Annotated in this window: 6 protein-coding genes; all 6 read left to right on the top strand. The window is 63.5% G+C overall.

Annotated features, from left to right (window positions below; genetic code table 11):
- The first annotated feature begins 13 nt into the window (after positions 1-13).
- Complete coding sequence (gene rpsF / locus EN964_RS26090; protein WP_013532520.1) at positions 14-514, top strand: 30S ribosomal protein S6; 501 nt, start codon at positions 14-16, stop codon at positions 512-514.
- Positions 514-762 carry a 30S ribosomal protein S18 gene (gene rpsR / locus EN964_RS26085; RefSeq protein ID WP_006203718.1) on the top strand — a complete coding sequence of 83 codons (249 nt, stop codon included), beginning with the start codon at positions 514-516 and terminating at the stop codon, positions 760-762. Before rpsF ends, rpsR begins: the two co-directional genes overlap by 1 nt.
- 218 nt (positions 763-980) lie before the next feature.
- Positions 981-1,565: a 50S ribosomal protein L9 gene (gene rplI, locus EN964_RS26080; RefSeq protein ID WP_023813757.1), complete on the top strand. Its 585-nt coding sequence runs from the start codon at positions 981-983 to the stop codon at positions 1,563-1,565.
- Between the two features lie 299 nt (positions 1,566-1,864).
- Positions 1,865-3,169, top strand: coding sequence for a cyclopropane-fatty-acyl-phospholipid synthase family protein (locus EN964_RS26075; protein WP_127272489.1), 1,305 nt, complete (start codon positions 1,865-1,867; stop codon positions 3,167-3,169).
- Positions 3,170-3,238: 69 nt separating this feature from the next.
- Positions 3,239-3,562 (top strand): YnfA family protein, encoded by a 324-nt coding sequence (locus EN964_RS26070; RefSeq protein WP_127272490.1) that lies wholly within the window; start codon positions 3,239-3,241, stop codon positions 3,560-3,562.
- Position 3,563: 1 nt separating this feature from the next.
- Positions 3,564-4,421: small ribosomal subunit Rsm22 family protein (locus EN964_RS26065; RefSeq protein WP_127276907.1), on the top strand; the 858-nt coding region annotated here is incomplete at its 3' end.

Below are 4,421 nucleotides of genomic sequence, written 5' to 3'. Positions count from 1 at the left end.
GGCATAGGACATAATGGCTCTTTACGAACATGTGTTTCTTGCCCGGCAGGACCTCTCGCAGCAGCAGGTCGATGCGCTTGTCGAACAGTACAAGGGTGTCATCTCCGCTAATGGCGGGTCCGTCGGCCGGGTCGAGAACTGGGGACTGAAGTCCCTCACCTACCGGGTCAACAAGAACCGGAAGGCTTACTACACGCTGATGGACCTGAATTGCCCGGCGGCCGCGCTCAACGAGATGGAGCGCCAGATGGGCCTGTCCGAGGACGTGCTGCGTTTCCTGACCATCAAGGTCGAGGCGCATGAGGAAGGCCCGTCGGCCATGATGCAGAAGCGCGAAGAGCGCTCGGAACGCGGCGGCTTCGGCGACCGTGACCGTGGCGATCGTGGTCCGCGTTCGTTCGGCGATCGTGATCGCGGCGACCGTGGCGATCGTCCGCCGCGCTCGTTCGGCGACGCCGGTGCCGATCGTGGTCCGCGCCGTCCGCGCGAAGGCTTTGAAGGGGGTGCAGAATAATGGTCGACATCAATCAGATCCCGACCCGGCGCCCGTTCCATCGCCGCCGCAAGACCTGCCCGTTCTCCGGCGCCAACGCGCCCAAGATCGACTACAAGGACGTGCGTCTGCTGCAGCGCTACATTTCTGAGCGCGGCAAGATCGTGCCGTCGCGCATCACCGCCGTCAGCCAGAAGAAGCAGCGCGAACTCGCCAAGGCGATCAAGCGCGCCCGCTTCCTCGGCCTGCTGCCCTACGTGGTTCGCTAATATCTCAAATGCGGGCGGTTCGCCGCCCGCTCTTTCCCACGGCGACGGGCGCCGCAGGGCCGAACATCAAATCCCGGGTTGAGGTCAAAACCTCTAACTGCCGCAACAGGCAGGACAGCGACACCAGCGCCAAAGGCGCTCAAGCTTCCTGACCTGTTCCCAAGACATTCGGCGTCGATCTCATCGATCGATTGGCGCCCAACCGAAGGAACAAAACCATGGACGTCATTCTTCTCGAACGCGTTTCCCGTCTCGGCCAGATGGGCGATACCGTCAAGGTCAAGGACGGCTTCGCCCGTAACTTCCTGCTGCCGCAGGGTAAGGCGCTGCGCGCCAACGAAGCCAACAAGAAGAAGTTCGAAGGCCAGCGCGCCCAGCTCGAAGCCCGTAACCTCGAGCGCAAGTCGGAAGCAGCCCAGGTCGCCGAAAAGCTCGACGGCAAGAGCTTCATCGCCGTTCGCTCCGCCGGCGAAACCGGACAGCTTTACGGTTCCGTTTCGACCCGCGACATCGCCGATCTGCTGACGGCGGAAGGTTTCTCGATCAACCGCAACCAGATCCTGCTCAACCAGCCGATCAAGACCATCGGTGTCACCAATGTGGCGATCGCGCTGCATCCGGAAGTCGAGGTCACCGTCACGCTCAACATCGCCCGCACGGCCGACGAAGCCGAGCGCCAGGCCAAGGGCGAGACTCTGACCACCGCCGAAGCCATCTATGGCGACGACATCAACGACAACGCCCGGCCGGAGAACTTCTTCGATCCGAACACCGAGTTTGAAGGCGGCGAAGACAACGCCTGATCATCCATAGCAAAGAGGTTGAAGCTGCGCTCCGATCTCGATTGAAGCGTGCTTCGATCACTTTGCCGTCATCCAGCCATGCTGGACCAATGCCCGGGCCTCTCGCCCGGGCATTTTTGTGCCAAATGGAACTTTTCGAACCCCTATATATTGTTGCAGACTATGGCGTCGCGCGTCCTTTGGCCGCGCAAAGCACGCTGTGCAACTTTGGTTCGGCGCAAGATCTTCGGGGAAATCGACACTGATTTTCGCGGTCACGCGCCAAGGCAGCCTGTCTGGCCGAGAGGGGACATTTGGTCATGAATATTCTGTTGAAGCGCGTTCTCGACCGCCTGGTGCGTACCGGCAATCTCAAGGTGACTGGTCCCAAGGGCTCGGCTGTGGTTTTCGGCGACGGCAGCGGCGAACCGGTGCACATGCACATCAAGACCGCGCATGCCGAGCGCGCCATCACCTTCGATCCGATGTTGGCGGTGCCTGAAGCCTACATGGACGGCGAACTCGACATTCTCGAAGGCGGCGTGCTGGGCGTGATGCGCATCGCCTTCCAGAACATGGGCAGCGGCGGCATCGACGCCACCTGGTCGAAGGCCATCGAAGGCTTGCGCCACGCCTTCCGCCGGCTGCAGCAGATCAACACCGCCTCGCGCTCGCGGCGCAACGTGCAGCGACACTACGATTTGTCGGGCGACCTCTACCGGCTCTTCCTCGACGAGGACATGCAATATTCCTGCGCCTATTTCGAGCAGCCGGACATGACGCTCGACGAAGCGCAGGCCGCCAAGAAACGCCACATCGCCGCCAAGCTCCGGCTGAAGGCCGGCCAGACCGTGCTCGACATCGGCTCCGGCTGGGGCGGGCTTGGCCTCTACCTCGCCAAGGCGTTCGACGTCGACGTGCAGGGCGTGACTCTGTCGACCGAGCAGCATGGCGTAGCCACCGACCGGGCGCACGCGCAAGGGCTGGAAAGCCGTGTGCATTTCGAGCTGAAGGACTACCGCGAACTCAACGAGCGTTTCGACCGCATCGTCTCGGTCGGCATGTTCGAGCATGTCGGCGTCAACCACTACCGCACCTTCTTCGACAAGAGCGCGACGCTGCTCAAGCCCGATGGCGTGATGCTGTTGCACACGATCGGCCGTTCCGGCGTGCCGTGGGCGACCAGCGCCTTCATCCGCAAATACATCTTCCCGGGCGGCTACATCCCGTCGCTCTCGGAAGTCATGCCGGCGATCGAAAAGTCGGGCCTGGTCGTCACCGACGTCGAGATCCTGCGGCTCCACTATGCCGATACGCTGAAGCACTGGGGCGTGCGCTTCGCCGCCAATCGCGACAAGGCCAAGGCGATCTATGACGAGCGTTTCTGCCGCATGTGGGAATTCTACCTGGCGGCCTCGGAAGCCGCCTTCCGCTGGCAGGACCTGGTGATCTTCCAGATCCAGATCGCCAAGAAGAACGACACGCTGCCGATGACACGCGACTACATGGCCAAATGCGAAAAAGCGCTTGAGATGCGCGACATGGGGCATCGTGAAACGGCTCCCGTCAAAAAGAGCCCGGCCGCCAAGCCGGCTCGCCGCCGCAAGGTTGCCGACCAGGAATAGCATTGCCGCTTGCCATTGCCGGCGCCTGCACTGAAAAAGGTCCCGTGACTGTCGCGGGACCTTTTTTTCATGACCTACGTCCTCTATGCCGCCGCCGCTCTGGCCGAGATCGCCGGCTGCTTTTCGTTCTGGGCCTGGTGGCGGCTCGAAAAGTCGCCGCTTTGGCTTCTTCCCGGCCTCGCCTCGCTTGCCCTGTTCGGCTTCCTGCTGGCGCTGGTGGACATGTCAGCCGCCGGCCGCGCCTACGCCGCCTATGGCGGCATCTACATCGCGGCGTCGCTTGGCTGGCTGTGGCTGGTGGAGGGCGTTCGCCCCGACCGCTGGGATCTTGCCGGTGCCGCGCTCTGCATTGCCGGCGCTTCGGTGATCCTTCTCGTCCCGCGGGGCGCGTGAGATGGAGTTGCCGGCCTCCCTTCGCCAAGGTGTCGAGCGCCTGCTCGAAAACGTTCCTCTTGCGGTACTCAAGCAAGCGGCAAAAACGCTGTCCGACCGTTATCGTGCCGAGTTGCGTGACGGCCGTTTGCACATGGCCGAGGACCTGGCAGTGAAAGCCTATCTGGCGACGCGGCTGCCGGCGACCTATGCCGCGATCCGCGCCAGCCTCGACGCGCTGAGCGACGCAAAGCCCGGCTTTCAACCCAGGAGCCTGCTCGATGTCGGCGCCGGCCCTGGCACGGTGCTTTGGGCCACGACCGACCAGTGGCCCGATCTCGAACAGGCAGTGTTGTTCGAAGCCAGTGCCGCGGTGCGCAAGGTCGGCGAGACGCTTGCCGGCGACACAATTGCCGCCCAGACCAGATGGCTGGCCGGTGATGCCACCATCGACCTTGCCGACATCGAGCCGGCCGATCTGGTCACGTGCGCCTATGTGCTCGACGAAATCGCTCCCGCATCACTGCCGAAGCTCATCGACCGCCTCTGGCAACTCACCGCCGACACGCTGCTTGTGGTCGAGCCGGGCACCCCCGCCGGCTGGCAGCGCATCCTTGCCGTGCGCCGGCAGTTGATCGAGGCGGGCGCGCATGTGCTTGCGCCTTGCCCGCATCAGGCGCCCTGCCCGCTCACCGCGCCCGACTGGTGCCACTTTTCCCGCCGCGTCGCCCGCTCGCGCCTGCACCGGCTGGCCAAGGACGCCGACGTGCCGTGGGAAGATGAGAAATTCATCTATGTCGCGGCTTCTCGCGACGGACTCACATCGCACCAGGCGCGGGTTCTTGCGCCGCCGAAATCCGGTTCCGGCAAGGTTCTGCTC

This window comes from Mesorhizobium sp. M7A.F.Ca.CA.001.10.2.1, from assembly GCF_003998575.1.
Classification (GTDB): domain Bacteria; phylum Pseudomonadota; class Alphaproteobacteria; order Rhizobiales; family Rhizobiaceae; genus Mesorhizobium.
Note: the sequence above shows the minus strand (reverse complement) of the source record. Positions and strands in the feature narration are given on the sequence as shown.

Bases quoted from the DNA above. Each gene is read 5' to 3' on its own strand.
- rpsF (WP_013532520.1), top strand. From the start codon at position 14: ATGGCTCTTTACGAACATGTGTTTCTTGCCCGGCAGGACCTCTCGCAG.
- rplI (WP_023813757.1), top strand. From the start codon at position 981: ATGGACGTCATTCTTCTCGAACGCGTTTCCCGTCTCGGCCAGATGGGC.
- rpsR (WP_006203718.1), top strand. From the start codon at position 514: ATGGTCGACATCAATCAGATCCCGACCCGGCGCCCGTTCCATCGCCGC.
- EN964_RS26075 (WP_127272489.1), top strand. From the start codon at position 1,865: ATGAATATTCTGTTGAAGCGCGTTCTCGACCGCCTGGTGCGTACCGGC.
- EN964_RS26070 (WP_127272490.1), top strand. From the start codon at position 3,239: ATGACCTACGTCCTCTATGCCGCCGCCGCTCTGGCCGAGATCGCCGGC.